The sequence below is a fragment of the Microcystis aeruginosa NIES-4325 genome, from assembly GCF_008974145.1.
Taxonomy (GTDB): Bacteria; Cyanobacteriota; Cyanobacteriia; order Cyanobacteriales; family Microcystaceae; genus Microcystis; species Microcystis aeruginosa_G.
Map to the genome: position 1 here is coordinate 82,964 of NZ_BJKP01000002.1, position 22,905 is coordinate 105,868.

General features: G+C 42.5%; 21 protein-coding genes and 1 tRNA gene. 9 read left to right on the plus strand and 13 right to left on the minus strand.

Features of this window, described 5'->3' with window-relative positions:
• The first annotated feature begins 195 nt into the window (after positions 1 to 195).
• Positions 196 to 268 (plus strand) — tRNA-Phe (locus tag MiAbW_RS01525).
• A gap of 52 nt (positions 269 to 320) precedes the next feature.
• Here MiAbW_RS01525 and MiAbW_RS01530 read toward each other — a convergent pair.
• Positions 321 to 716: a helix-turn-helix domain-containing protein gene (locus tag MiAbW_RS01530; RefSeq protein WP_151694635.1), complete on the minus strand. Its 396-nt coding sequence runs from the start codon at positions 714 to 716 to the stop codon at positions 321 to 323.
• 667 nt (positions 717 to 1,383) lie between these two features.
• Between MiAbW_RS01530 and MiAbW_RS01535 the strand changes: the two genes are divergently transcribed.
• The 4 genes from MiAbW_RS01535 to MiAbW_RS01550 all read left to right on the plus strand — a co-directional run bounded on the left by MiAbW_RS01535 (position 1,384) and on the right by MiAbW_RS01550 (position 6,708).
• The gene (locus tag MiAbW_RS01535) at positions 1,384 to 2,070 is read left to right on the plus strand and encodes a Uma2 family endonuclease (protein ID WP_151694636.1); all 687 of its coding nucleotides are present in this window, start codon (positions 1,384 to 1,386) and stop codon (positions 2,068 to 2,070) included.
• Positions 2,071 to 2,359: 289 nt separating this feature from the next.
• Complete coding sequence (locus tag MiAbW_RS01540) at positions 2,360 to 3,499, plus strand: citrate synthase (protein WP_151694637.1); 1,140 nt, start codon at positions 2,360 to 2,362, stop codon at positions 3,497 to 3,499.
• Between the two features lie 198 nt (positions 3,500 to 3,697).
• Positions 3,698 to 5,440: an ABC transporter substrate-binding protein gene (locus tag MiAbW_RS01545; RefSeq protein ID WP_151694638.1), complete on the plus strand. Its 1,743-nt coding sequence runs from the start codon at positions 3,698 to 3,700 to the stop codon at positions 5,438 to 5,440.
• Positions 5,440 to 6,708 (plus strand): glycosyltransferase, encoded by a 1,269-nt coding sequence (locus MiAbW_RS01550; RefSeq protein WP_151694639.1) that lies wholly within the window; start codon positions 5,440 to 5,442, stop codon positions 6,706 to 6,708. The genes MiAbW_RS01545 and MiAbW_RS01550 overlap by 1 nt, the downstream gene beginning before the upstream one ends.
• Positions 6,709 to 6,998: 290 nt before the next feature.
• On the opposite strand, the gene MiAbW_RS01555 is transcribed toward MiAbW_RS01550, so the two are convergent.
• From MiAbW_RS01555 to MiAbW_RS01580, 5 genes are all read right to left on the minus strand, one after another.
• Positions 6,999 to 7,406 carry a hypothetical protein gene (locus MiAbW_RS01555; RefSeq protein ID WP_151694640.1) on the minus strand — a complete coding sequence of 136 codons (408 nt, stop codon included), beginning with the start codon at positions 7,404 to 7,406 and terminating at the stop codon, positions 6,999 to 7,001.
• 2 nt (positions 7,407 to 7,408) lie between these two features.
• Entirely contained in the window at positions 7,409 to 7,807 is a 399-nt protein-coding gene (locus MiAbW_RS01560) for a hypothetical protein (RefSeq protein ID WP_079209156.1), read from the minus strand.
• Positions 7,808 to 7,870: 63 nt separating this feature from the next.
• Positions 7,871 to 8,179, minus strand: coding sequence for a DUF2442 domain-containing protein (locus MiAbW_RS01565; protein ID WP_002804492.1), 309 nt, complete (start codon positions 8,177 to 8,179; stop codon positions 7,871 to 7,873).
• Entirely contained in the window at positions 8,160 to 8,396 is a 237-nt protein-coding gene (locus MiAbW_RS01570; protein ID WP_151694641.1) for a DUF4160 domain-containing protein, read from the minus strand. The genes MiAbW_RS01565 and MiAbW_RS01570 overlap by 20 nt, the downstream gene beginning before the upstream one ends.
• 351 nt (positions 8,397 to 8,747) lie before the next feature.
• A complete protein-coding gene (locus MiAbW_RS01580) occupies positions 8,748 to 9,497 on the minus strand; it encodes an NYN domain-containing protein (protein ID WP_012265277.1) in 750 nt (249 codons plus the stop codon).
• Positions 9,498 to 9,760: 263 nt separating this feature from the next.
• Between MiAbW_RS01580 and MiAbW_RS01585 the strand changes: the two genes are divergently transcribed.
• A complete protein-coding gene (locus MiAbW_RS01585) occupies positions 9,761 to 10,660 on the plus strand; it encodes a J domain-containing protein (RefSeq protein ID WP_151694642.1) in 900 nt (299 codons plus the stop codon).
• Positions 10,661 to 10,750: 90 nt separating this feature from the next.
• Entirely contained in the window at positions 10,751 to 12,205 is a 1,455-nt protein-coding gene (locus MiAbW_RS01590) for a serine/threonine-protein kinase (protein WP_151694643.1), read from the plus strand.
• A gap of 324 nt (positions 12,206 to 12,529) precedes the next feature.
• Here the strand turns inward: MiAbW_RS01590 and MiAbW_RS01595 are convergent, their stop codons facing one another.
• The 6 genes from MiAbW_RS01595 to MiAbW_RS01620 form a co-directional block, all read right to left on the minus strand.
• Entirely contained in the window at positions 12,530 to 13,105 is a 576-nt protein-coding gene (locus MiAbW_RS01595) for a Uma2 family endonuclease (RefSeq protein WP_151694644.1), read from the minus strand.
• 112 nt (positions 13,106 to 13,217) lie between these two features.
• Positions 13,218 to 13,838 (minus strand): Uma2 family endonuclease, encoded by a 621-nt coding sequence (locus MiAbW_RS01600; RefSeq protein ID WP_151694645.1) that lies wholly within the window; start codon positions 13,836 to 13,838, stop codon positions 13,218 to 13,220.
• Between the two features lie 48 nt (positions 13,839 to 13,886).
• A complete protein-coding gene (locus MiAbW_RS01605; protein WP_151694646.1) occupies positions 13,887 to 15,413 on the minus strand; it encodes a GldG family protein in 1,527 nt (508 codons plus the stop codon).
• Between the two features lie 2 nt (positions 15,414 to 15,415).
• Positions 15,416 to 16,246, minus strand: coding sequence for an ABC transporter permease (locus MiAbW_RS01610; protein ID WP_151694647.1), 831 nt, complete (start codon positions 16,244 to 16,246; stop codon positions 15,416 to 15,418).
• Complete coding sequence (locus tag MiAbW_RS01615; protein ID WP_151694648.1) at positions 16,236 to 17,177, minus strand: ABC transporter ATP-binding protein; 942 nt, start codon at positions 17,175 to 17,177, stop codon at positions 16,236 to 16,238. Before MiAbW_RS01615 ends, MiAbW_RS01610 begins: the two co-directional genes overlap by 11 nt.
• 223 nt (positions 17,178 to 17,400) lie before the next feature.
• A complete protein-coding gene (locus MiAbW_RS01620) occupies positions 17,401 to 18,381 on the minus strand; it encodes an ABC transporter ATP-binding protein (protein WP_151694649.1) in 981 nt (326 codons plus the stop codon).
• 263 nt (positions 18,382 to 18,644) lie between these two features.
• Here MiAbW_RS01620 and MiAbW_RS01625 point away from each other — a divergent pair, with 263 nt between their 5' ends.
• Positions 18,645 to 19,511 carry an alpha/beta fold hydrolase gene (locus tag MiAbW_RS01625; RefSeq protein ID WP_151694650.1) on the plus strand — a complete coding sequence of 289 codons (867 nt, stop codon included), beginning with the start codon at positions 18,645 to 18,647 and terminating at the stop codon, positions 19,509 to 19,511.
• 158 nt (positions 19,512 to 19,669) lie between these two features.
• Here MiAbW_RS01625 and MiAbW_RS01630 read toward each other — a convergent pair whose 3' ends face one another.
• On the minus strand, positions 19,670 to 20,110 hold the full coding sequence (locus tag MiAbW_RS01630; RefSeq protein WP_151694651.1) for a DUF29 domain-containing protein: 441 nt from the start codon (positions 20,108 to 20,110) through the stop codon (positions 19,670 to 19,672).
• 498 nt (positions 20,111 to 20,608) lie between these two features.
• Between MiAbW_RS01630 and MiAbW_RS01635 the strand changes: the two genes are divergently transcribed.
• Entirely contained in the window at positions 20,609 to 22,828 is a 2,220-nt protein-coding gene (locus tag MiAbW_RS01635; protein ID WP_151694721.1) for a heavy metal translocating P-type ATPase, read from the plus strand.
• The last annotated feature ends 77 nt before the right edge of the window (positions 22,829 to 22,905 follow it).

Here is a 22,905-nt window from a genome sequence, read left to right on the forward strand (position 1 = left end):
TGACTTCTCCTCCTCAATCCTGACGACCCAGGACTGACCGACTCCTCACCCCACCAACAAACTTTTTGCCGCAAACCCTAGGCTTTGCGTCATTTGGCTTAATTGATGACAGGTTCTAGTCGAGCAGAAAAGTTTTTAGAAAAAAACCTTGCAATTATTTTGAGAGCGTGCTATATTAATAAAGGACTGAAAAACGCCGAGATAGCTCAGTTGGTAGAGCAGAGGACTGAAAATCCTCGTGTCCGCGGTTCAAATCCGCGTCTTGGCATCGAAAAAACACTATGACAGTTGACGCAAACCGGTTCTTTCTAGTCGGGGCTCTAAGTTTTTGTCCTCTTTCCGTATATTTTTCGGGAGGGTGTAGAGTTTTTTTTACGACTTATTTTCAAGCGTTCAGTCATTCTTGCCACTGTCGCTACACTTAACACTATACCAGTTCTTTCCAAGAATAGTTCCGATAGTTCGGCTAGAGTCGCATCATTATTTGCTTCAATTAACTCGCCGAGGGCGACCATTTGTTCTGGCGTGAGTTTTAAATGACGTCCACATCGATAAGTTTTCGGTCGAATATCTCCCGTTTCCCGAGATTGTTTCAAAAGCTTTTGGACGAAACTTAAGGTTACGCAGAATCTTTTCGCTAATTGACGCTGGGAGATCGGCTCGTTATAATAACAATCTAGAATTTTTTGACGGAACTCTACAGGATAGGATTTCATTTTTTGGGCAATTTAGCTATCGATAACATTATACTTCATATTTGGGAGAAAAGCTCTATATTTCACTGAGCATTGACATTCAGTCTTACTGCTTGAGCTACACTAGAGCTTCTGCAAAAATCAAAAATCTTCCCTTAGGTGAGGAGACTCCGAGATAGAAGACGGTCGCCAGAAGGATAGTACAGAGTCGATAGGGAATATCCGCCCGAAACCCAGTTCAAGTTAGATGGAGTTGATAAATAGGTTAATACTGGAGAAAAATACACCTAGAGACACCAAAACCATTAATCAGGCTTGGATGTCAGAAAATTTAGCACCGGTTAGGGCTGATGCTTAGATTGTAGAGGCGAATAGTTATAATACTAAATCAGGTTATTAAAAACTGATTATTTATTCCCCCTTTTGCCTCTTGCCTCTTGCATGAGTGCCCGCCCTGATATGTAGCCTATACTCAACGTATTTAGTATAAGTCCCGTTTATTATTTTTTTTTATTCATCAGTAAAACTAATTAAAAAATCTAATTGATCGAACTGAACTATGATATAATAATGGAGCTTAGGCAAGCTCTAGCGATAAGTGATCGGGTAGTCAAGACGGAAGCGGGATGGCTAATGATCGGAGAATAGTTTTTGCTGTTAGTCTTAAAGAAACAACTGGGGTGAACCTATGGTTACATCACCGAATCCAACTCAGATAGTCTATCCCGATAGCGATGGTAAACCGATGGCCGATAATACAAGACAATTTCGCTGGATTACGACGATTAAAGCGAATTTAGACTGGTTATTTGCCAATAATGACGATGTTTTCGTCGCCGGTGATTTACTCTGGTATCCCGTGGAGGGAGACAATAAGACTCGACAAGCGCCCGATGTGATGGTAGCTTTCGGCAGACCGAAAGGGGAAAGGGGTTCCTATCAACAGTGGAAAGAAGACAATATCCCCCCGCAAGTGGTTTTTGAAATTCTCTCTCCGGGTAATACCCAAACGGAAATGACCAGAAAACTACTGTTTTATGACCGTTATGGTGTGGAAGAATACTACATTTATAATCCCGATAAAAATGATTTGGGTGGCTGTATTCGTCGGGAAAATCGGCTTGAAAGTCTGGAAAATCTCGATAATTGGGTCAGTCCTCGCTTGGGCATTCGTTTTCAATTAGCCCAACCGGAGTTAATCTTGTATTATCCCGATGGTCAACCTTTCACCAGTTACAACCAAGAACGACAACGGGCCGAAACGGAACGACAACGGGCCGAAACGGAACGACAACGGGCCGAAACGGAACGACAACGGGCCGAACGATTGGCGGCAAAACTGCGGGAGTTAAATATTAATCCCGAAGAAACTTAAAAAAAATTATTGATCTACTCAATCGATCGAGATAGTCTCGCTACAATGAAAGTAGATAAATATCAAGTCCTCTAGCTAGAGTCGCAACAGTAAGCCCAGAAAAAATGCGCTAAGGCAGGGTTGACTAAATCGACGAAGCAATCGCTAAATAGGAGTAATTTCCCTCCACTTCTCGCCAATCCTGAACAGGAGAGACAGAACCGAAAATTTTCTCTAAAATTTCGGTAAGGTTGGAAAGATCAAGTAAGTTAGCGTTAGGGCTTAATCTTCGCCACGGAAAGGTAGAACTATGACAGTTTGTGAATATCGGCCAGGTTTAGAAGGAATTCCCGCCGCCCAATCGAGTATCAGCTTTGTGGATGGGCAAAAGGGAATCCTAGAGTATCGGGGCATTCGGATTGAGGAACTCGCCGAAAAAAGTACCTTCCTCGAAACCGCCTATCTCCTTATCTGGGGTGTTCTGCCCACGGAGGCGGAACTGGAAGAATTTGCCGATGAAATCCGTTATCATCGACGCATCAAGTACCGTATCGAAGACATGATGAAATGCTTCCCCGAAAAAGGCCATCCCATGGATGCGCTACAAACTTCGGCGGCGGCTTTAGGGTTATACTATGCCCGTCGGGCTTTGGATAATCCCGACTATATCCGTCAGGCAGTAGTCCGGTTATTAGCGAAAATCCCGACAATGGTGGCGGCGTTTCAATTGATTCGCAAAGGTAATCACCCCATTCAGCCCAATGATAGTCTTGATTATGCGGCCAATTTCCTCTATATGTTGACGGAAAAACGACCGACGGATTTAGCGGCGAAGGTTTTCGATGTCTGTTTGACTCTCCACGCTGAACATACCATGAATGCCTCGACTTTTTCGGCCATGGTGACGGCTTCCACTTTAACCGACCCCTACGGTGTCATCGCTTCAGCAGTGGGAACTCTCGCCGGCCCCCTTCACGGTGGGGCAAACGAGGAAGTATTGTCAATGTTAGAGGAAATCGGTTCGGTGGCTAATGTTCGTCCCTATGTGGAAAAATGTATCGCCAATAAACAAAAAGTTATGGGTTTTGGACACCGGGTATATAAAGTTAAGGATCCCCGGGCGACGATTTTACAAAATCTTGCCGAACAATTATTCGCAGAATTAGGTTCCGATGAATACTACGATATCGCCCTAGAATTAGAACAAGCAGTGGTGGATATCTACGGCGAAAAAGGTATCTATCCTAATGTGGATTTCTATTCGGGATTGGTTTATCGGAAATTAGGCATCCCCAATGATTTATTTACCCCGATTTTTGCCATCTCCCGGGTGGCCGGTTGGTTGGCCCACTGGAAAGAACAATTAAATGCTAACCGCATTTTCCGTCCTACCCAAATCTACACCGGACTACACGAAGTCCCCTATACACCGATCGAACAACGTTCTTAGATTTTATCTCCCATTCTTAATGGGAACACGGTTTCTCGCCTTTGTCAATCTCACCTGGGCGAGATTTTTTGTCTCATTTCCTGTTATATTGATGGGACAAGGAAACAGTCCAGAGGCTTTCACCTTGGTCAGTTTCGGTGTATATAGCCAGACAAGGTCTTTACTTCTAGGTAATCGGACAGAAAAATATTAAAGATTATGGTGAAAATTTGGCGGAGATTAACGGTATTTTTAATTTCTTGTTTATTGCTGATTTCCCTAACTGCCTGTGGTAATCAAGTTAGACGCAATCAAGTGGTCATATCGGTATTAAGTGACCCCAAAACCTTTAATGCTGTTTTATCGGCCGAATCCCCGAATATTTTTGGTTTAACCTACGAAGGACTATTAACAGAAAATCCCATTACTGGCAAAAAAGAACCGGTCTTAGCAGAATCTTGGACAATTTCCGATGATAATTTGCGCATTATTTTTACTATCAGAGAGGGTTTAAAATGGTCGGATGGTCAACCCTTAACCGTTGATGACGTGGTTTTTACCTATAAAGACTTATATCTAAATCCTGATATTCCCAACAACTACCGCGATAGTTTAAGAATAGGATTAAAAAAAGAATTCCCCGTTATCACTAAACTAGATAATCGCAGCATCGAATTTAAACTACCCGAACCTTTTGCCCCTTTTTTAGATGCTGTCAGTTCACCGATTTTACCTAAACACGCTTTAGAAAAAACCATTCAGAAAAAAAGCCAGGATGGTAGGTTAGAATTTCTCTCCACTTGGGGGTTAGATACTCCTCCCGATAAAATTGTTTTTAATGGTGCTTATAAACTAAAAGAATATATAACGGGACAAAGGATTATTTTTGAGAATAATCCTTACTATTGGAAAAAAGATGTCCAGGGACAACAATTACCCCATATCACTTCAGTAATTTGGGCAATTGTTGAATCTCAGGATACAACTCTACTGCAATTTCGTTCGGGAAGTTTAGATTCTATTGGGGTAACTCCCGAATTTTTCTCCCTCTTAAAAACCGAAGAAGAAAGAGGAAATTTCACTATTTTTAATGGGGGACCTGCCTACGGAACCCAATTTATCAGTTTTAATCTCAACCAAGGAAAACGCGACGGAAAACCCCTAGTAGATCCGATTAAATCCCGTTGGTTTAATAACTTAAATTTCCGCCAAGCTATTGCCTACGGCATTAATCGTCAAAGAATGATTGATGATATCTATCGAGGATTGGGACAAGAACAAAATTCTTTTCTTTCTATCCAATCTCCTTTTTACGATAAAACCCTGAAAGGTTACAATTACAATCCCGAAAAAGCCAAAGAATTATTATTAGAGGCGGGATTTAAGTATAATAGTGATAATCTGCTAGTCGATGCCGATAATAATCCCGTTAGATTTAACCTGATTACTAATGCAGGAAATAAAATCCGGGAAGCAATTGGCGCACAAATTAAAAATGATTTAGCCGCCATAGGAATTCAAGTGGATTTTCAAGCGATCGCTTTTAGCAATTTAGTTGATAAACTAAGTAATAGTCTAGATTGGGAGTCCCATATTTTAGGTTTTACCGGCGATAACGAACCCCACGCCCCCAATATTTGGTATGTAGATGGAAATCTCCACGCTTTTAACCAACAACCTCAACCCGGCAGCCCGCCAATTCAAGGCTGGCAAGCGGCGGATTGGGAGAAAAAAATCGCTGATTTATACGTCAAGGGTTCCCAAGAATTAGACTTTGAAAAGCGCAAAGTTATCTATAATGAAATTCAACAACTTCAACAGGAATACGTCCCGTTTATTTATCTGGTCAATCCCCTCGCTTTGGGGGCGGTGCGTAACTGTTTTGAAGGAATACAATTCTCCGCATTAGGCGGTGCATTCTGGAATCTAGAAGAATTAAAGAAAACCTGTGGAGGTGTTTAATGACTCATTTTGGTTTACTCTGTCCTACAACCTCTGGACATATTTATTCTCTCCTACCTTTAGGAAAAGAGTTACAAAAACGCGGTCATAAAGTTACCTGTTTTTTAACTCTTGATGGTGAAGAAATGGTGCAAGCAGCTGGCTTAGATTTTCAGGCAATTGCACCCAACAAATATCCGAAAGGCACATCAGCCAAAAGTTTAGCCGAAATTGGTCAATTACGGGGAACAGCCGCCGTCCGACGCACGGTAGAATTAGTAACTGATTCTACAGCGACCCTCTTTGAAACTATCCCGCAAGAGATGCGTCGCTTGGGAATTGATGCCCTAATTGTCGATCAAGTCTCCGCCTCAGGGGGTACAATCGCAGAAAAATTGGCTATTCCCTTTATCAGTTTTTGTTCGGCATTGGTTTTAAATCGTGATCCGCTTATTCCGCCCTTTATGACCATTTGGGACTATAATCCTTCATTTATCGGGGTGATTCGCAATAAAATTGGCTATAAACTCCTTGACTCTCTGACGCGTCCCCTGAATGAGTTAATCAACCGGCAGCGTCAAGAATGGGGGTTAATTCCCTATCAAAACATCAATCAACGCTATTCCCCCCTTGCCCAAATTAGCCAGCAACCCGCCGAATTCGAGTTTCCTCGGTCAAATTTACCCGCTCACTTTCACTTTACTGGCCCCTTTCACGATTCCTCCACCAGAAAACCGATTCCTTTTCCCTACGAAAAATTAACCGGACAACCCTTGATTTATGCTTCCCTCGGTACAATTCAAACTCGCCTACAATCGACCTTTAATGCGATCGCTGAAGCCTGTGCCGATTTGCCGGTACAATTAGTTTTATCCTTGGGCAATAGCGACTCTAACATTCAAATAACGACCAAAAACGCCCTAGTTGTTCCCTACGCTCCCCAATTAGAGCTTTTAACCAGAGCCTCTCTTACTATCACCCCCGCAGGCTTAAATACTACCCTAGAATCCCTTGCTCAAGCTGTACCGATGGTGGCCATTCCCATCGCTAACGACCAACCGGGGGTATCTGCTCGGATAAAATGGTCGGGTACAGGGGAAGTGATTCCGATTTCCCGTCTAGAAGTTCCCCGTTTACGAAAGGCCATTGAAAAGGTGTTATCCGTCCCCAGTTACCGAGAAAATGCCCTGAGAATGCAGAAAGCGCTGCAGAAGACAGGAGGAGTGAAAATGGCAGCCGATATCGTCGAAAAAGCCATTTCTACTGGCCAACCTGTCCTATCGGTATAATAGCTAGGGCTGGCTGAAAAGGTTTTTCCTGGAGGCAGGGTGTCGGGTTTTAAGGACGTTAGGGATATACTGACCAACCATCTGTTACATAAAAATAACGGCGTTTACAAATATCTGGATGGATATGGATACAACTTTCCCTTAAGGTTTTGTTACCTCTTTGATGACCTTAAGTAAACTTATTATACTCTTTCATAGTCACAGGTAAGGATGTTGAGTTTCCCCAAAATCGATCGCTGCAGCGGCAGGACTTGCATGAGGGAACGAATCTTACTAAATCGGCGATCATACTATTCCCAAGTTAGAGTTATGCCTTCTAGGTTACATACTCTCTGAATAGTTTCCAGTTTACTCTCAGTCAATTTCCCAAATAGGTGAACTCTCATTTTATGCTTGGGATAATACTGTCCATAACTCTTTATTTGCCTGATCGCTGATTTCCAACCTTTTGTATTTTTAACTTCAATTATTTCAGTATTAGTTAAGACATCTATTCTACCTACCTTATCAATGTAAACCTCGGTTTTTCCTCCTAATTCCCCAGCCAGTTTGTCCCGATACCAAGCCTCTGTCCCCTTTACAGGAGTGTTTATCTCCGGCTCAATAACTATGCCATTAAGCTGATTAATAAAGTCCCGAATTGCTCCTCTTACTAATTTTTGAGCAGCATTGGGGGACTGTCTTTTCCGTTTAGCCATTCTTACTCAGTGAATAATTTAGAGATACCATACCCAGCCAAACCAATTACTGCTCCTACTGCCGCTACGGGAGCCATCGTCACTGCAACTGCCGTCCCCCCTACTGCTAATCCCATACCTCCAACTAATGCTGATATACCGGCTCCAGCACCCGCACCAATTGCCGCTGCTCCAATTGCCGTTGCGTCTTGTTCTTCTATTGCTTTTTTGGTTCCGTAAACTGCTGTGCCGACCACTGCTCCTGCCGCTGCTACTGGAGCCATACCGACTCCTAGAGCAGTTCCTCCTACAGCCAGTCCCATACCGCCAACCACTGCCGATGCACTAGCTCCAATCGCTGTACCCACTCCCACTGAAATCATTGCCTCTTGAACTTCTTCTGGCTTATTTTTGTCCATTATTTTTTGCCTCATTAGCTTCGGGTAATTATCAGAGTCTAGCATAAGGTCGAGTGCAGTGATTTGTTAGATGATCGCTTCTCGATTATTTAACCAACGCTGAAATGATTTTTGACTTTCCCCTGATGGTTGGCCAAGAATTAAGTTTTTAACACTAATGTCTTCATCTAGTTGATTCCAGTGGATTCCATTGCCACCGGCGATAAAACGATAGTCATTACGCTCCTCAGTTGAGCCATGCTGAAGACGGGGATACCATGCCAGGGGAACAGATAGGGTGCGTCCGTCAGATAAATCTACAGTAAGCGCATCATCTGTGATGGCTAATTGCTGAATAGCGAGGGTTTCAAATAGCTCAGTCGTTAAAGAAATCATGCCAGCCTGCTAACAATTGCTCTTGGTTTTCTTGCACAAGTTTTTGAATGCGGTTAATTTCAGTGCGGTTAAATCCTCGGTTACTTTGAAGGCGCACCGGCTGAAGCCAGAATTTAGCAATCTCTCGATCTCGTTCAACCTGGATGTGCGGTGGCTCATTGCGATCGCCTGCATAGCAAAAGAATCGGTATGAACCAACGGTTAACAGCGTCGGCATTCAAAGGTTTTGCTCTAAATATCTCAAACATAGCTGAATGCCGGGCTGACTGTCAATCTGTGAACATTTCCCTCTAGGTCAAAGGCTGTTTAGGGTCGAGAACAATCAAATGTTAGCGCTCGCACCAACGGCTCTGCATCAGAAGCCGCCACATCAACAATTTGATTCTGACGGTTTCAGATCACAGAGTCCCTGTATATTTCAAAAACGACTTCGCTCCCCTCACCTAATCTACCAATGTCGCAGTAGTGCCAGGGTAAACCAAAAAATCAATGACCATGGTGTGTTCCCCAAAATCGATCGCTGCAGCGGTAGGACTCGCATCAGGGAACGCACCCTAATGGATCTGCACTACGTTTTTGGAGTAGTGCCATTCTTTTGCTTGCTCCTCACGAAGACTGCCTTATTTTTTCGCTGAATCTCGAATAAGTCAATAGCCTCGAACAGGCCACTCAACTTTGCATATCCGTAGTTGCGTGGGTCAAAAGATGTCTGATTTGCTATGTGTCCGCCAATCTCTGCCAAATTCGACCAACCATCATCGTCTAGAGTGCTAGAAACAGCGCCCCTCAATAAACTGATTAATTTGGTGTCTTGCTTTAACTCTTTACCAGTTTTCTTCACACTTGCAGAAACTTTGGAAGTCTCCTCAGAATTTACTGCTTGATCAATAGTTTCTAGGTATAAAAATGTTGAACACGCATAAACAAAAGGCAATGGTGTTTTCTTCTCGCCAAATCCATAGACTTTTAAGCCATTTGTCAAAATTCGCATCACTAAAGGAGTAAAGTCACAATCGCTCGACACAATTGCAAAAGCATCCAACTGTTGTGTATACAGCAAATCCATTGCATCAATAATCATTGCAGCATCAGTAGCATTTTTGCCCTTCGTATAGTCGAACTGTTGGACGGGGCGAATAGCGTATTCATGCAAACACTCCTCCCAGGCTTTCAGCGCAGGACTTTTCCAGTTTCCGTAAGCCTTACGAATATTGGCAACTCCATACTTTGCAATTTCAGAGACGATCGCCTCAATTTTTGATGCAGGGGCGTTGTCTGCATCAATCAGCAGCGCAATTTTTGATTCTGATTGCCGCATATTGCTCCAGGTGTGCTGATCACTTTAATTTTTGAACTCGAAAAGACACTCTTCAAGTATGCCCCAACTGATAACCTAAGCCATCTAACTATTGATTATAAAGAAACTTTCCGAATAACCAGAGTAAGGATATGTGGAAACTTTCGACATATCACCCCATTTTGTAGATTTCTGACAATCAGCCGAGATACAAAGAACTTTTCAGCGACCATAGCACCAATTATAATTCTTCAGGTAACTGAGCAGACTAACTAAAAGTTGCCATGGCGGAGCAAATTCTTTCTCTACTCTTGTACTTAATTGTCATTTTAACGGCTTTTTGGTTTATTAGCCCCCAAAAAAAGCCCCGTAGTCATCCCGCCTATCATCTTGCTTGTTTACTAGAAGATGCTCCTGAAAGCTCTTTAAAGGGTCAATTTTGTCCCCTGGCTACTCCCTTGGCTACCCCGATCGCCTGTACTGTTCCGCAGGTGTGGCGCAGTGTATATAGGCAGTCTCTGGCAAAACCGGATGTTAACTATTGGCAATGGCGCGGTATGCCCGAAAATGAGCAGTTTTGTCGGGAATTACGGGAATTATTGCGATTAAATCCGGCTAGAGGTTACGCTAAGGAAATTCTGGAAAGTCTCGCCTTGGCTCAAGATCCTTTTTATCATCTTTACTGGGATCTAAAAGCGATCGCTAATGGTAACTTTAACACTATCGGGGCTAATAAACTAGCTGAGGGCAGATTCGCCAGGCGAGATTTGCGAACTCATCAGCAGATGCGGAGGGATTTTCGTCAATGGCATTTACAAGCTTGTCAACAGTTGGGAAAAGAGCGAGTTAAAGCGGTTTATCGGGTGTGTTATGGGTCAGATTGGTCATTAATCGCCCAAATTCTCTATCCTTCGCCCCGTTCCTTGGCCGTGATGATTATAGAGTCCGCTAATCCCGTTTGGTGGCGAGTTTTGGGGATTACTCCTTTTAGCACGACTAGCCGGATTGAGAATAATTATAAAACTCTCTTGTGTTATTGGCATCCCGATCGCAATTCCCATCCCAATGCGACAGAAATCACCGCCCATCTTAATCGCGCCTACGATTGTTATCAAAGTTTTCAGGAGATGAGTAGTCAAGATAATGCACCTTTGTGGACGAAAATCCGTCGCTGGATTCCTTAGACTTGACTCTAGTTTTTCCCTTGACTTTTTCCTTAACGAAAGAATGTTAGTCTAGGAACAATTTATGACCACGCTTGCACTCTCAGGGTAATGAATCTAGTGCTTTTAAACAATCGCTACCAAATTGTTAGTACCCTTGCTAGGGGGGGATTTGGGGAAACTTATATCGCCATCGATACGAATATGCCTTCTCAACGGCGCTGTGTGATTAAAAAATTGCAGCCGGCTATTCAAAGTGAGGAGATGCCAGAATGGTTAAAAGAACGTTTTCAGAAAGAAGCAAGCGTTTTAGAGGAATTGGGGGAACAAAATCGCCAAATACCCCGTTTATACGGTTATTTTGCCCAAGATAATCATTTCTATCTGGTGCAGGAATGGATTGAAGGGGAGACACTAACCCAAAAACAGCAACGACAGGGAAAATTATCCTCCTCAGCAGTGCGGACGATTTTAGAGAATTTACTGCCTGTTCTCGATTTTATTCACAGTCGCCGCATTATTCACCGGGATGTGAAACCCGATAATATTATCTTAAGAAATAGTGATAATTTGCCCGTTTTAATCGATTTTGGGGTAATGAAAGAGGCCGTCGCCACCTTAGTCGATCCTACGGGAAAAAGTGCCTATTCGATCGCCCTTGGCACCCCCGGTTATATGGCTTCGGAACAGGCTGCCGGGAGACCGGTCTTTTCTAGTGACCTTTACAGCCTAGGCTTAACGGCGATTTTTTTATTAACGGGAAAAACTCCCCAATATCTAGAAACTGACTCGCGCACGGGGGAAATTCTCTGGCGACAGGAGGTAGAAAATGTTAATCCTAATTTAGCTATGGTAATCGATCGAGCGATCCGTTTTCATCCCCGGGATCGGTTTGCTACTGCTAGGGAAATGTTGGCAGCTTTGGGAGAAATGTCCCCCGATTTGTCCACCCAACCGACTATCGCGGTTTCTCCCCATAGTCCCCGATTAAAGTCCTCTACACCCCAAAAACCAACCGTCTCCCCCACTGTGGTTATTAAACCCAATTCTGGGAAAAAAAAGAATCCTTGGCTGTGGATTTTGCTGATTTTTGCGGTGACAATTGGGGCTTTTGCCCTGGGATATCGGGGATTTATGGCTCTTTTACCCAAAAATGAGGAAATTAAACCGTCACCAACCCCCGAACCTTCTCCTATTCCTGAAATCATTCCTCCTCCCTCCCAAGATTTTCCCCCGATCCGACGACCTTCTCGTCAACGGACTCCCATTTATTCCCCGACTCCCACTCCATCCCCAACTCCTACCCCAGAGGTGATTCCTACTCCAGAAGCGACTCCAGAATTAACTCCTAGTCCCACCCCAGAAGAAGTAATTCCTATTCCTGTTCCCCTTCCTGAAACAGAGCCAAGTCCTCAAGTTTCTCCCCTTCCTTCCCCTTCTCCTTCTCCTTCTCCTTCCCCTTCTCCTGTTCCAGAGGTGATTAATCCCCCGGTTAATGAGGATAAAATTGAACCGATCGCTCCTCCTGTTTTATCACCTTCTCCTCCTGAAGAAAATAGTAATTAATAGAGGTTCTTCGTTACTTAGTCTGGTTCGATAGGGTGGCATAAATCGATTAAATCCTTATCTGGTAAGAGTTCCATTGATTAGTTACTTCTAGAGCGAAAACAATTGATAAAAATCGCTAAATGTCTTTCTCTATAAGGGTTTCATCCCTTATAACCCCCGTTCATTGCATAGCACAAACCGAAGAACCTTAATATTTGCATAACAATTCCCGAAGAGCCATAAATAAGAGGAGTTATTGATAATGAGTCCACATCCGTATAACTTTGACAACTTTACTCTTCTGGAATAACCTGATAAACCAAACGATGCTGACAGAACAAATTAAACCTTTAGCCAAGCAAAAATATCCACTGCTGATATTGACCAACGTTCTAATCCTTTAATCACCGCTAAAGGCTCATTATTTCCTTCGGTTGCAATATGTACTTTCGGTAATCCTGTTTGAAAAACGGTGACTGACTTGGCTGAAGGATCAATCAACCAACCTAATTCTGTTCCTTGTTGTAAACAGAAAATAATCTTTTCCATCACTAAGGTAACAGATTGTTCGGGAGACATAATTTCAATAATCCAATCGGGATAACGTAAAAATTGATCAGCTATTTCTCCATCTAGATCTCTTGGCAAATTCTCCCAACGAATCACCGCAATATCTGGTACAATTGAACGTTCTGCAAAAGTACAACGCAATTCAGGTAGAGCATAAGCTAATTTTTGAGGTTTAGTCTGTTGATTAATGGCAGAGGCTAACTCAAATTGTAAGATGCTGTGTTTTCCTTTGGGCATAGGTTTTTGAGTGACAATTCCATGATAATATTCCCTAGCAGGCTTAGTTTCTGGAAGGGCAAGAAATACTTCGAGGGAAAGGGCTTGTTTATCTTCTATTGTGGCAAACATTGATTGATTTCTCCGCTCTTGAGTTGTTTTCTATTATAAGCTCCTGACTCCTCACTCTCAGGTAAGTTTTTGATTTTTGCAATAGGTCTAATCTAAAAATATAGGTTTTTCTTTAAGCTCTAGTACAAAAAATTTGATTAGCAGTGAGGTTTAACTCTGGAAAAACCCCTGAAATAAGACGTTGATCCTGTTTAAATAAATTACCTTGATATTCTCCATCGATTAATTGATAGATAGAAATGGTGGGTTCTTTGGGGCTGCCGATATATCGGGACGAACCTTTGGCTAAATAATCGATAATCCAATATTCGGCAATTCCTAATTGTTCGTAGTCGTCAAATTTTTTCAGATAATCATCTCGCCAATTGGAACTGACAATTTCAATAATTAATTTAGCTGATGTTGCCAGAGAAATTGAGGAAGCGGTTTCCCAGTAGGGATCATTAACTAGATTTTCTCTGTCTAAGACAATAATATCGGGTAGATAACCCGTATGAAGGCGAAGGGGTTTTACTGCAGCAGTATTGGGGATAAAATAGGGCAATTGCCGTCTTCTAATCTCCAATCCTAACTCCATGCTTATAAAACCGCCAATTTCTTCGTGTTTTCCGATCGGTCGCATCATGGCCAAGAATTTTCCTGCGATTAATTCGTATTGTTGTCCATCATCGGGATATTGATTAATATAGTTATCAAAAGTCAACAATTGGGGGATAGTTTGGGTTGTGGTCATGGTAGTTAGGGTAAATAAGAGAGATGATTTTTCTAGATTCTAACTCGATTAACGACGTTGCCACCAAGTCAATCCAGCTAGGGTAAATCCTACTAAAGGCATCACTACCATCGCTATCCAAAAAATAGCGTTAGCTTGCAGGGGATTTAAATTGATTCTTCTATTTTCTGGTTCCTTAGCCCGGATAGATAAGGTGGCTGTTTCACCACTGGCTAACCACTGCACAGAATTTAAAAATATATCTCCGTTTAACTGTTGTTCAAATAGTCCATCGCTGGCAAAGCTGGCATTACCAATCACAATTAATTTACCTTTTTTTCCCGTCAGAGCAACTCCTAGATCAAAGGGGCCAGCTAAATCTTTTTCAGGGTTAAACTGGAGATTCTGATTATTTAAATCACTCTCAGCCCACATTTTATCATTAGTAATCATTAAAGATACGGCTTCAATTCCTTCGACGGGAACGGTGGCGATGGGACGAGCAAAGGGAAAGATAGAAATACCGTTGGCAAAATCGCGAGTAATCGGATGATTACCGTAATTGGTAATAATGGGACTAGCCGGTCCTAAACCGATTATTTCCCCGGCACCAGAAGCATCAATAATAATTCGATTATCTAGTTTCACACCCCAAGGGGTTAATAAGGGTTCTAATCCGGTTTCGGTTTGGGGGTCAATCATTAATAAAATTTTGCCCCCTTGCTCAAGATAGTTTTTTAAAGCGGTGACTTCCTGGGGAAATATTTTTCTTTTGGGACTGGCAATAATAATGACATCGGCATTATTGGGAATGGTGGAACGTTCCACTAGATTAAGTGGTTCTACTTGATAACCTTTTGCTTCTAAACTATTGACTGCTTGCACTAATCCACCTTGAGGTTCTTTGATGGCATTTTCTCCATGACCTTGCAGAAAATAAGCGGTTAGAGTGCGATCGGTTTTAGCGGTTTCGATGGCGTTACTCAATTTCGCTTCGGTGAGACTTTCCTCTTCACTAATAGTTTTCAGAGGCTGTTTTTTTTCACCATACTGTAGATAGACTCTAGACAGATTATCATTAGCTAGTTTTTTAAATTCCTGAGCGATATTGGGTTTTTTCTCTGGGTTAACTATCTCGTACTGAAATTGGGGGTTTTTGCGTTGATAATTGGCTAAAAGTTCCTGTTCGTTGGCACTGATTCCCCGGGTTGAAAAAATCCAGACTTTGACGGGTTTTGACAGATTGGTTAATAGTCTTTCGGTTTGGGGGGATAAACTAAAGATTTGGTTTTCGGTTAAATCAACTCGATAGGGATAACGGAGGGCGAGAAAGTTAATTAAACCGATAACGCTGAGGACAATAATAGTAGTAATAAGGGTTTGAGTGCTGGTGCGGGTACTTCTTTTTTGCCAAAAGTCTTTGGAAGTGATTACCAATAACAACAGCCCTCCTAGAAACAAAATAGCCCCGGCAATTAATAACCCCAGAGAGAGGGATGACCATTGACCGGAGATTAACCCCACGGTTAAGCCGGCACTACCCAGAAAGAGGGCGGGTATATAGAGAAATTTACTGTATTTTTGCCAGGATCTCATAGTTAGTTTCTTTGATAACGGTCCGCTTCGATCGCTTGAGTAGTTAGGAAGATTCCCAGCAGAATATAACTGAGGAGGATGACTAAACTACTACTGTCAAAAATTCCCCGCACGAAATTGTTAAAGGGTTGATACCAAGATAGATGGGAGAGAAATTCTTTCAGGAAAAATCCGATCTGTTCTCCCACTTCTCCTCCAATGCGATCTCGAAAGAAGGTTTCGGCATTGTTAGCAATGACATCCAATATCCAGATAAATAAGATGGTGATAAAGGTGATGATGTAAGCAAGGATAGAACTATTGGTGAGGGAAGAAATAAACATCCCGATGGCTAGGATGGCGGCTGCCAGTAAAATTAATCCTAGATGAGCTAGTAAAATACTGGCTATATTTACTGGGGGAACTGCGGTACTAAAAACCACTATTTCGTAAATCCAGAGGGGGGTAATCATCACGGTAAAAAAAGCCAACACTCCCAATAATTTACCGATCGCTATACTCCAATTAGTCAGGGGAGAAGTGGCTAAAAGTTCTAGGGTTCCCTGTTTTTTTTCCTCTGCGTATAATCCCATAGACAGGGCTGGCAAAATTACCAACAATAAGGAGGATAAAATAATGCCGATGAAAGTGGTCATAAATTCAGATACCGTATCTCTGGCTACCAGAAATCCCGATTGTTCCTGAATACCAATATCGAGAATAATGCCGTAGAGAAGGGAGTTAAAGAAAAATCCCGCTACTAACCAAAATATGCCCATAATGATATAGGCATTGGCGGCGGTAAAATAGCTTTGAAATTCCTTGCGAAAAATCGCCCAGATATTATTGATCATGCCTCTCCTCTTGCTGGTTACTTTCCCCGCTACCAATTACTTCCAGAAAGATATCTTCTAGGGTTTTACGGGTGCGACGCATTTCTAATAAGTTATAACCATTGTTGACAACTATTCTAGCAAGTTCTGCCCCTATATTTATTCCCCCTTGACCAACAATTTTGAGCAGGTTATCGCCGACTTTTGCTGCTTGCTCTACTTCTGGCATTTGTTGCAGGATTTCTAGCAGGGAATCCCTATCACCTTCGATCTCAATTTCATAACTGGAACCAGCAGGGGTAGCGGTAGTAATATTATTGGCTACGATGCGACCCCGATTAATAATTGTCGCTCGATCGCAGGTAATACTCACTTCTGGTAAAATATGAGTGGAGAGAATAATTGTGTGTTCTCCCGCTAAACTTTTAATCAGATTTCTCACCTCGATAATCTGTTTTGGATCTAATCCTACTGTCGGTTCATCTAAAATAATTACCGGTGGATCGTGTACGATCGCTTGGGCAATTCCCACACGCTGTTTATAACCTTTGGACAACTTGCGGATAATAACTTTTCTTTTTTCTAGTAACTGACATTTGCTTAAAACTAAATCTACCCGCGCTTTTCTATCCCCCGATGAGATGCCTTTAATCCTGGCCACAAAATCGAGAAAACTTTCCACGGTCATCTCCGGATACAAGGGGGGATTTTCGGGAAGATAACCAATGCGACGACGCACTTCTAAGGATTGTTGATGCACATCGTATCCTGCTATCCTTGCTGTTCCTGTTGTGGCAGGAATATAACCAGATAAAATCCTCATAGTCGTGGTTTTTCCGGCTCCATTCGGCCCCAAGAAACCGAGTATTTCTCCTTTTTCTACGGTAAAATCCACGTCACTAATTGCCGTGGTCGAACCATAAATTTTACTCAGATGTTCCACTTCAATCATAAGCTTTATCAGTTATCAGTTACCAGTTACCAGTTATCAGTTATCAGTTATCAGTCAATAGTGTTAAGTGACAAGTTCGGAGCTTTCTTTTAACTCGACGGAATCTAAAACCTAATTTGTTAAGCTAGAAGATTTTATGGACTTAGTTTCTAACCTTCTTTTTGGGTAGGAGAATTGCCAGATTCTTTCTTTTGCCTCTTGCCTCTTGCCTCTTGCCTACTGCTCACTGATAACTGATTTTTCCCAGACTATGATCCCGATTAATTTCTACCACTAGCTCTGCTTGTTTGAGCAGGGGTGGCAGAAATAATTGCGGATGTAAACTTTTCCAAAAATACTTGACAAATTCCTCTATTTCTGATGGGGTCATACATCCTTTTGTTTCGGCCGCCTGTCGCCATTGTAAACTGTAACGGTAGTCAAGGGGATAAAGAATCAGTAAGCGATCGATTTTTGACCAGAGGGGTAGATATTCTCGCAATCTTTGATTATTATCCCTGGCGAATTGTCGGTCTTCTTGGCTATTAATCGGATCGGGGGCATGATCAAAGACTGTTTCTTCTATTGGATTCATACCCACAAACCAACCCTCGAAAAAAAGAATATCAACTCGTTCCACTTGTTCCGCTGCAATTCTATCTCCTTGTCCTCGATGCAGGGACTTGTCAAAACGCGGGATTAAAATCGGACTTTCTTGCTGACAAACCTGCTCTAAAACTTTAATTCCTAATGCTATATCATGAGTACCCGGTGGACCACGCCAGCGCAATCTTTCATCCTTTTGACGTAATTTTATTCGCTCATTATAGGTCTTATAAATATCATCTAAAGAGAGATTATTTACTTTTAAATCAAAATAGGCTAAAATAATCGACATTATAGATGTTAGGGTGGTCTTTCCCGTGCCTTGGGGAGCCAAAATGCCTTGAATCAACGGTTTTGCGTGGCTGCGTAGCTGTAGCGCCCAGGGAATCCAGAAGCGCCAACAGCTGATCAAAATCTGATTTGGCTGATTTATCCCTAACTCCTGACATTTTTGCCAGACTTGCGGCCAGAGATTCGTTAATAGTTCCGCCCTTTCCTGTAGGATCAGAGGGTTAGTCTCCCTAAAATTTAAGGATTCGATCGCTAGTAATTCTTCTAGATCCGCCTCAGTTAAGGGATTTTTGTCGATTAATCCCTGTAAAATCGTCAAAATCTTCATAGCTGTTATTCGTGAGTAATTCTCTGGGGTCAGTCACCCATACCGGCAGATTAATCCCGCTCAAGATTTTTTTGAGAGTGTTTTTTAGGGTTATTTGCCCAAAAATGAAGGGTTTGCAGGGCAGCACGGATTTCCACTCTATATATAAGTATATGTCAAGTTCCCTTTTCAGTCAAGGGGCTTGGCCAAAAATCTCTAGCTTTGTCTCCAGTTTCCCAATCGGTTAGACTAAGAATTATTAACATTACTTAACAAAACACCAGATGAATACAGCTGCTCTGACGATAAAGCAAAATTGGCAATGGCAAGGACATTCGATACACTATGTGCAAGCGGGTACTAGAGTCACGGGAAAACCCCCGTTACTATTAGTCCACGGTTTTGGTGCTTCCACCGACCATTGGCGAAAAAATGTGTCAGGTTTAGCCTCAGAATGGGAAGTATGGGCGATCGATCTGTTAGGATTTGGTAGATCAGCTAAACCAGATCTTGTCTATAGTGGCAATCTTTGGCAGCAACAATTAAATGATTTTATCAACGAAGTTGTGGGCCAACCGACGGTTTTAGCGGGTAATTCTCTGGGGGGTTACGCTTCTCTCTGTGTGGCGGCTAATCACTCCCAGAATGTTCGGGGATTAATTCTCCTCAATAGCGCCGGTCCCTTTAGCGATACAGAAAGCAATCGTCAGCCTAATTTAGCACAAAAATTACTGCGATCGATCTTGCTGCAACCTTGGGCCAGTTATCTCTTATTTCTCTATACCCGTCAACCCAAAACTATCCGCAAAACCCTAGAGAAAGTATATCTCGATCGCAGTGCCATTACCGAGCAGTTAATAGAAGATATCCGTCGTCCTTCCCTGGATGCGGGAGCAGCCAAAGTTTTTGCTTCTGTGTTTAAATCTCCCCGGGGGGAGAATGTGGATATTCTCCTGCAAAAGTTAAGTTGTCCCCTGTTGATGTTATGGGGTGAGGGGGATCCTTGGATGAATACTAGGGAACGCGGGGCCAAATTCCGTCAATACTATCCTTCTCTCACAGAATATTATCTAACTGCCGGTCATTGTCCCCACGATGAAATTCCCACAGAGGTTAACCAGTTGATTAGTGATTGGATGAAAAGCTTATAGGTAGTTAGGGATCGGTTATCAGGTTTTTATTTTTTTGACGCTTATTTGACCTGAAAAAAGAGGGTTTGCAGGCAGGCACGGATTCCCATTCTATATATAAGTATCTGTCAAGTGCGGGGATTTGTCAAGGGTTTTTTTTGAAGAAATCTGCCGGAATTTCAGGGGAGAAAATCGGAATCGAGGATTTGTTCGGGACTATAGGGGCAGCTTTCGGCAAAGATAGCGGCCGGTAATTGGCTTTTTTGTCGGACTCGCTTCACTGCTTTGGGGTAAATAACGGCGATTCTGGTTAAAAAATAGTTATAAAGGGTTTTCGACTCCAATAAAAGTTCTAATTCCACCCGAAAGTTACCGATTTCGTCCTGCCATCCCCGCGCACATCTTTCTCGTTCCTCCAGCCAGTATTGGTAGAGAAGCAGATGAATGAGTAATTGTAGGAGATAACTATCTACTTTATGTCTCTGTTCGTTCCCCAATGCTTCGATTTCTTCTCGGAGATGTTCCCAATCTAATACATCTGTTTGTCTTTGTCGCAGTTGTTTGGCCGTTTCTTCTAACCAAGCAAGATAGTCTTGTTCGTATAAGTCTTTAGTTGTCATACCCTATCCTCTTTAGCGCTGGTCAGGTATTAGGTTTTTATTCTCTTGACGCTTATCTAACCTGAAAAAGGATGGTTCGCAGGCAGGTACGGATTTCCACTCTATGTATAAGTTTATGTCAAGTTCGAGGATTTGTCAAGGTTTTTTTTGGGAAAAAATCTGCCAGAATTTGGCCGGTAGGAAAGACAAGCGATCGCAAGTATTGAATAGGTATAGAAATGCGGCAAAATTAAGACTTTCAGAGGGATAAGAATTTGATAATGCGGTTACTACGGGTTCAAGGTTCTGACTTTCGAGTGTTAAAGAATATTGATCAGCTGTATTGCATTCGGTTTCCCGTTCCCCTGCATACTGGGAAATATTTCTAGACATTTCTTCATATCTATTCAGAAAAATTAACAGAGGATTCTTGACTGTGCAGCTAGGGTAATATTTTATCCTAAAGATATAACTCTGCTGCGGGGGATTTTGTTGCTGACTTCCGCTGCTATTAACATTATGACCCATCAAACTCTCAAACTCGCTGGGATGAGTTGCGTTGGTTGTGCTAATTCGATCGAACGGATAATTAAATCTATCCCCGGAGTAATTCGATGTCAAGTTAATTTTGGCATGGAACAGGTGGATGTGGACTATGACCCCAAGCGTACCGATCTTAACACTATTCAAGCAAAAGTTAGGGATGCCGGTTTCCAAGCCACACCGATAACAGAAATTAATCTCGAATCCAGGACAGAAAAAGAACTACTCCCTAAACTATCGATCGCTATTGTTATTAGTACTATACTATTTATCGGTTCTTTGCCGATGATGACGGGTTTATCTCTATCTTTTATTCCCCACTGGTTACACGATCCTTTATTCCAATTAATTCTCGCTACTCCCGTCCAATTTTGGTGTGGTCAAAGTTTTTATAAAAATGCTTGGAAATCCTTTAAAAATCGCACTGCTACCATGGACACCTTAGTAGTTTTAGGAACCAGTGCCGCCTATTTTTATTCCCTATTTTTAACCTTCGGGAGCGATTTAATCGAAAAACAGGGGTTTTATTCCCATGTCTATTACGAAGCATCAGCTATCGTCATTACTCTGATTTTAATCGGTCGTTTTCTCGAAAAACGGGCTAGAAAAGAAACGGCTGCCGCTATTAAACAATTAATCGGATTACAGGCAAAAACTGCTAGGGTAATTAGAAAAGAACAGACGCTAGATTTACCGATAGAAGAGGTGAAAGTAGGAGATATGATTTTAGTCCGTCCTGGGGAAAAAATTCCCGTCGATGGCATAATTATTCAGGGCAGTTCTAACATTGATGAATCGATGGTGACGGGGGAAAGTTTACCCGTGCGAAAAACCCTCAATCAACAGGTAATCGGGGCGACAATTAATAAAACCGGTAGCCTACAAATGCAAGCATTACGGGTGGGAAAAGATACGGTTTTAGCCCAGATTGTCCGATTAGTGCAAACCGCGCAAGCATCAAAAGCACCCATACAAAGATTAGTCGATCGAGTGACTGCTTATTTTGTGCCAGTGGTGATGATTATTGCGGTAATAACTTTCTTATTTTGGATTCTCCGCACGGGTAATCTCACCCTCGCTTTGATTACAATGGTGGAAGTCCTAATTATCGCTTGTCCCTGTGCGCTAGGATTAGCTACACCCACCTCGATTATGGTGGGAACAGGACAGGGCGCAAAACAGGGAATTTTAATTAAAAATGCCGAAAGTTTAGAATTAGCCCATGGTATTACTACTATTGTTCTCGATAAAACCGGAACTCTCACCCAGGGTAAACCAACGGTGACGGACTTCTTGACTCGCGAGGGGGTGAGGGATGGACGGGAATTATCGCTGCTGCAGTTAGTTGTATCGGTGGAGAATCATTCTGAACACCCGTTAGGAGAAGCAATAGTTAAATATGGGCAGTTAAACCAGATTAAAACTCTAGAAGTGACGGAATTTGACTCAATAACTGGGGCAGGAGTGCAGGGAAAAGTCGGGTCGGATTTAGTGCAAATCGGTACAAAACAATGGTTAGAAGGTCAAGGTGTTGAAACAAAAGTTCTTAGAAAAGTCGCCCACGATTGGGAATGGCAAAAAAAAACCGTGGCTTGGATAGCAGTTAACGGGGGTTTAGAGGGGGTGATCGCCATTTCCGACGTTTTAAAACCTTTTTCTTCCTCAGTGGTCGCCAAGCTCAAAAAAATGGGCTTAGAGGTGATGATGATGACGGGGGACAACCTCGAAACCGCAGAGGCGATCGCCAATGAGTTGGGTATCCGCCGCTTTTTTGCCGCACTCCGTCCCCAAGAAAAAGCCGAAAAAATTGAATATTTGCAGAAAAAAGGGAAAATAGTCGCCATGGTTGGCGATGGCATCAATGATGCGATCGCATTAGCCCAAGCGGACTTAGGTATTGCCCTTGGCACGGGAACCGATGTAGCGATCGCTGCTAGTGATATAACCTTAATTTCGGGAGATTTAGAGGGAATTGTGACCGCTATTAAGTTAAGTCGGGCAACAATGCGAAATATCAAAGAAAATCTCTTTTTTGCTTTTATTTATAACCTAATTGCCATTCCTATCGCTGCCGGAGTCCTCTATCCCTTTCTGCTCAATCCGATTATTGCCGGTGCTGCCATGGCTTTAAGTTCCCTTTCCGTGGTGACAAATGCCTTGCGATTGCGTCGGGTTCATGCCAGGGTGGGGGGATAATTTTCGTTAACAATTCTTAAGGAAAAACTAGAAAAATTAGCTGTACGGGGGATGATACCGTAGAAAAGGCAATAGAA

What these genes read in the sequence shown, in the direction of transcription:
- MiAbW_RS01530 (WP_151694635.1), bottom strand. Translation starts at nt 716, where the DNA reads ATGAAATCCTATCCTGTAGAGTTCCGTCAAAAAATTCTAGATTGTTAT.
- MiAbW_RS01535 (WP_151694636.1), top strand. Translation starts at nt 1,384, where the DNA reads ATGGTTACATCACCGAATCCAACTCAGATAGTCTATCCCGATAGCGAT.
- MiAbW_RS01540 (WP_151694637.1), top strand. Translation starts at nt 2,360, where the DNA reads ATGACAGTTTGTGAATATCGGCCAGGTTTAGAAGGAATTCCCGCCGCC.
- MiAbW_RS01545 (WP_151694638.1), top strand. Translation starts at nt 3,698, where the DNA reads ATGGTGAAAATTTGGCGGAGATTAACGGTATTTTTAATTTCTTGTTTA.
- MiAbW_RS01550 (WP_151694639.1), top strand. Translation starts at nt 5,440, where the DNA reads ATGACTCATTTTGGTTTACTCTGTCCTACAACCTCTGGACATATTTAT.
- MiAbW_RS01555 (WP_151694640.1), bottom strand. Translation starts at nt 7,406, where the DNA reads ATGGCTAAACGGAAAAGACAGTCCCCCAATGCTGCTCAAAAATTAGTA.
- MiAbW_RS01565 (WP_002804492.1), bottom strand. Translation starts at nt 8,179, where the DNA reads ATGATTTCTTTAACGACTGAGCTATTTGAAACCCTCGCTATTCAGCAA.
- MiAbW_RS01570 (WP_151694641.1), bottom strand. Translation starts at nt 8,396, where the DNA reads ATGCCGACGCTGTTAACCGTTGGTTCATACCGATTCTTTTGCTATGCA.
- MiAbW_RS01580 (WP_012265277.1), bottom strand. Translation starts at nt 9,497, where the DNA reads ATGCGGCAATCAGAATCAAAAATTGCGCTGCTGATTGATGCAGACAAC.
- MiAbW_RS01585 (WP_151694642.1), top strand. Translation starts at nt 9,761, where the DNA reads ATGGCGGAGCAAATTCTTTCTCTACTCTTGTACTTAATTGTCATTTTA.
- MiAbW_RS01590 (WP_151694643.1), top strand. Translation starts at nt 10,751, where the DNA reads ATGAATCTAGTGCTTTTAAACAATCGCTACCAAATTGTTAGTACCCTT.
- MiAbW_RS01595 (WP_151694644.1), bottom strand. Translation starts at nt 13,105, where the DNA reads ATGTTTGCCACAATAGAAGATAAACAAGCCCTTTCCCTCGAAGTATTT.
- MiAbW_RS01600 (WP_151694645.1), bottom strand. Translation starts at nt 13,838, where the DNA reads ATGACCACAACCCAAACTATCCCCCAATTGTTGACTTTTGATAACTAT.
- MiAbW_RS01605 (WP_151694646.1), bottom strand. Translation starts at nt 15,413, where the DNA reads ATGAGATCCTGGCAAAAATACAGTAAATTTCTCTATATACCCGCCCTC.
- MiAbW_RS01610 (WP_151694647.1), bottom strand. Translation starts at nt 16,246, where the DNA reads ATGATCAATAATATCTGGGCGATTTTTCGCAAGGAATTTCAAAGCTAT.
- MiAbW_RS01615 (WP_151694648.1), bottom strand. Translation starts at nt 17,177, where the DNA reads ATGATTGAAGTGGAACATCTGAGTAAAATTTATGGTTCGACCACGGCA.
- MiAbW_RS01620 (WP_151694649.1), bottom strand. Translation starts at nt 18,381, where the DNA reads ATGAAGATTTTGACGATTTTACAGGGATTAATCGACAAAAATCCCTTA.
- MiAbW_RS01625 (WP_151694650.1), top strand. Translation starts at nt 18,645, where the DNA reads ATGAATACAGCTGCTCTGACGATAAAGCAAAATTGGCAATGGCAAGGA.
- MiAbW_RS01630 (WP_151694651.1), bottom strand. Translation starts at nt 20,110, where the DNA reads ATGACAACTAAAGACTTATACGAACAAGACTATCTTGCTTGGTTAGAA.
- MiAbW_RS01635 (WP_151694721.1), top strand. Translation starts at nt 20,609, where the DNA reads ATGACCCATCAAACTCTCAAACTCGCTGGGATGAGTTGCGTTGGTTGT.